This window comes from uncultured Microbulbifer sp. (genome assembly GCF_913055755.1).
Taxonomy (GTDB): Bacteria; Pseudomonadota; Gammaproteobacteria; order Pseudomonadales; family Cellvibrionaceae; genus Microbulbifer.
This window is the reverse complement of sequence record NZ_CAJXKH010000159.1, coordinates 1-3,778: the sequence shown is the minus strand read 5'-3', so window position 1 is coordinate 3,778 and position 3,778 is coordinate 1. Positions and strand designations below refer to the sequence as shown.

The 3,778-nt window shown below is 62.4% G+C and carries 3 protein-coding genes; all 3 read right to left on the bottom strand.

The genetic code is table 11. The features are described from left to right. Nucleotides 1-230: 230 nt before the first annotated feature. Entirely contained in the window at nucleotides 231-1,187 is a 957-nt protein-coding gene (gene miaA, locus QZ511_RS16505; protein ID WP_295804171.1) for a tRNA (adenosine(37)-N6)-dimethylallyltransferase MiaA, read from the bottom strand. Between the two features lie 32 nt (nucleotides 1,188-1,219). Continuing rightward, on the bottom strand, nucleotides 1,220-3,124 hold the full coding sequence (gene mutL / locus QZ511_RS16500; protein WP_295804169.1) for a DNA mismatch repair endonuclease MutL: 1,905 nt from the start codon (nucleotides 3,122-3,124) through the stop codon (nucleotides 1,220-1,222). Nucleotides 3,125-3,543: 419 nt separating this feature from the next. Continuing rightward, nucleotides 3,544-3,778: LysM peptidoglycan-binding domain-containing protein (locus QZ511_RS16495; protein ID WP_295804166.1), on the bottom strand; the 235-nt coding region annotated here is incomplete at its 5' end.

The window sequence follows — 3,778 nt, the reverse complement described above, 5'->3', positions numbered from 1 at the left end:
TTTACGCAGAACATTGAGGTAAGGGTCTTGTAAGCTGTGCCCTTTTGACATCTTTTTTCTCCTTGCCAAAAGATAAACCGCCAGATGACGCACGATCGCGCCCGCGAACCCCGCGGACTAAAGACGGCCATGGTGAAAAGGCGTATAAAAAAGAGCCGCATTTAACAAAGGCTCTGTGAATAACTGACTGATCAGGTCCGGATACACCGGCCCACTCACGTTATGGCTGCTCAACCAAGAAATTTCAAGGCCTCAGATAACATTTCGTCAATTTTGCGGATTTTGCCGCCAGGCTCCTGAGCGCAAATATACTGCACATCCGGCCAGCGCCGCAGCCAGGTGAGCTGGCGCTTGGCGAGCTGACGGGTGGCTGCGATGCCCGCTTCCACCATCTGCGGGTAGTCGAGCTCTCCCGCGAGGTACTGCCAGACCTGGCGGTAGCCCACCGCGCGAATCGCCGGCAGGTCCTGGTGCAGGTCGCCGCGGGCGCGCAGGGCCCGCACCTCCTCGATAAACCCGCGCTCCAGCATACGCTCGAAACGCAGGGCAATGCGCTGGTGCAGTATCGACCTGTCCCGCGGCATTATCGCCAGCTGCTGGATGTTGTAGCGCTCCGTCAGCGAGTCTTTTTCCTGCTCCGCCCGCAACTGGGTCATGGTCTTGCCGGTGAGGTGGTAGACCTCCAGCGCCCGCTCGATGCGCACCGAGTGATTCGGGTGCAGCTCCGCGGCCAGGGCCGGGTCGACTCTCTCCAGTTCCGCGTGCAGCGCGGGCCAGCCCTCTTTTGCCGCGCGCGCCTCTATGTCGGCGCGAAACGCGGGGTCGGCCTCGGGCATTTCCGCCATCCCGTGCAATAGAGCGCGGAAATAGAGCATGGTTCCGCCCACCAGCAGCGGAATTTTGCCGCGCCCGCTGATTTCCTCCATCGCCGCCAGCGCATCCTCGCGAAACCTTCCCGCGGAATAGCTCTCCGCGGGGTCGCAGATATCGATCAGGCGGTGGGGGTAACGGGCCAGCTCCTCCGGGGTGGGCTTGGCCGAGCCGATATCCAGCCCGCGATACACCAGCGCGGAGTCGACACTGATCAGCTCGACCGGCAACTGGTCGCTGATCGCCATGGCCAGATCGGTCTTGCCCGAGGCCGTCGGCCCCATCAGAAAGATGGCGCGGGGCTTAGAACTGTTCATACAGACACCTTTAGCACCCGCGCAGTAGATTTTTATTGGCCACGCATAAACCATTTGTCCATATCGGACAGCTTAACCTGGGTCCAGGTGGGGCGGCCGTGATTGCACTGGCCACTGCGCTCGGTGCGCTCCATGTCCCGCAGCAACCCGTTCATTTCCGGAATGGTCAGCTTGCGATTGGCGCGCACGGAGCCGTGACAGGCCATGGTGGAAAGGATCTCGTTGATCTTGTCGCCGATACGGTCGCTGCTGCCCTCGGCCAACAGATCGCTCAGCACGTCCCGCACCAGCTGCTCCACCGGTGCGCCGTGCAGCATCGTGGGCACCTGTCGCACCATCAGGGTTTCGGGCCCCCCGCGCTGCAGTACAAACCCCAGCGCAGTAAAGACTTCCTCACGCTCCTCGAAGCAGTCTGCCTCGCGCTCACTCACCGCCAGACTCACCGGCACCAGCAGCGGCTGGGCCTGAATACCGCCGGCAGCGTGGGCAGATTTCATCCGCTCGTAGACAATGCGCTCGTGGGCCGCGTGCATGTCCACCACGATCATGCCGTGCTCGTTCTGGGCCAAGATATAGATACCGTGCAGCTGCGCGATGGCGAACCCCAGCGGGGGTGTCTCACCCTCTGCCTCCGCGGCAATCCCGGTGTTCCAGGATTGCGACTGTGGGACCGCTGCAGTGGCGGCCGGCGCCTCGGCGACGCCACCAGCATAGGGCCGGTGCAGTTCGCCATAGCCCTGCATCTGCTGCTGAATCCGCGCCGGCGAGCTGCGCTCACCAAATCCACTGCTCACTGCGGGTTGCGCCGGACCCTGAGCGGGCGATTGTGCCGGCACCTGGGAAAGCGGCATCCGCTCCTGCCCGGAAAATTCGCCGGCGGCCACCCCGGATACCTGCGGTGCAGCCTCTTCGCTCTCCTCCCGCTGCCCCGGGCGCACATCCGCCAGCGCGCGGTGCAGGGAGCCAAACAGGAAGTCGTGTACCAGGCGGCTGTCGCGAAAGCGCACCTCGTGCTTGGTGGGATGTACGTTCACATCCACCGACGCCGGGTCCAGCTCCAGATACAGTACAAACGCCGGGTGGCGGCCGTGATACAGCACGTCGGCAAAGGCGCGGCGCACCGCGTGGCTCACCACCCGGTCGCGGATGGCGCGGCCATTGACGTAGAAAAACTGCAGATCCGCCTGGGAGCGGGAAAACGCCGGCTCCGCGACCCATCCCCACATGCGCAGGCCGCTGCGCTCGATATCGATATGCAGCGCATTCTGCATAAACGCCGGCCCGCACAACTGCGCCACTCGGCGCTCCATTTCCGCGCGGCTGGTGCCGCCGCGCAGGTTGTGCACACCCTTGCCGTTGTGGCGCAGACTGATGGAAACATCGAAGCGCGACAGCGCGAGGCGTTTGATGGTCTCGTCGACGCGGTTGAATTCGGTTTTTTCCGTGCGCAGGAATTTTCGCCGCGCGGGGGTATTGAAGAACAGGTCCCGCACTTCGACGGTGGTGCCGCGGGGATGTGCTGCGGGGGCCAGCTGGGTTTCCATCTCGCGCCCCTCTGCGGACACCACCCAGCCCTTGCCGGTTTCCTCGCGGCTGCTGGTGAGGGTGAGACGGGCCACGGAGGAAATACTGGCGAGGGCCTCACCGCGGAAACCGAGGGTGGCCACCGCTTCCAGGTCTTCCAGTGCGTGGATCTTGGAGGTGGCGTGACGGGCCAGCGCCAGGTGCAGGTCTTCCTTTTCGATGCCCTTGCCGTTGTCCCGCACCATGATGCGCTTGACCCCGCCCGCATCCAGGTCCACTTCCAAGCGGCTAGCACCGGCATCGAGGCTGTTTTCCAGCAGCTCCTTGATCACGGAAGCCGGGCGCTCAACCACCTCACCGGCGGCGATCTGGTTGGCTAATCTCGGGGACAGTAATTGGATATTTTCGGGCATTGGATCTTGCATTTGGCTTTGAACCCCATAGCACGAATCAAACCACGCTATCGGAGTTCTATTGTATTGCGGTGGCGCTGGAGCACCGGGTATAAGTTTTTGGAACCGCTGTGAATACGTCCATGTACGCTGCGTCGGCGACGTCCCTGTCGCCGACGCTTCCAAAAACTTATACCCGCCACTCCAGCTTAACTTCGTACTTCTGCGCTCCGCACAGGCTGCGACCTTTTTAGACCCCAATACCTCTAAGCTAAGGCAGGATGATGGGGATGGGTTTTCAAAAGCGTCGCAAACAGGATGTTTGCGCCGCAGCTCCCAGGGATGGGTTCACAGCGGTTTTGAAAACCCATCCCCAGCAGCCTGCCGCCACCACACTCGGACGTCAGCCTCTTGCTCGCAGCGAGGTGCCACATCAGCCCTCAACCAGAAGGAATCATCAACTTCTGACCCACCCGGATCATGGAAGTCGCCATTCCGTTGACTTTTTTCAGGTCGGCAACGGAAACGTTGTAGCGCGCTGCGATGCCGGACAGGGTGTCGCCGCGGGCAATCGTGTGTTCGCGACCGGCGCCGCCATTGGACGCCAGCCAGCTGCCCGCCGGCGGGCGGGCCTTGAAGTGGGCCACTATACCTTCGCTGAGTTTTTCTGCCATG

Coding starts and splice junctions, on each gene's coding strand:
- miaA (WP_295804171.1), bottom strand. CDS start 1,187: ATGAACAGTTCTAAGCCCCGCGCCATCTTTCTGATGGGGCCGACGGCC.
- mutL (WP_295804169.1), bottom strand. CDS start 3,124: ATGCCCGAAAATATCCAATTACTGTCCCCGAGATTAGCCAACCAGATC.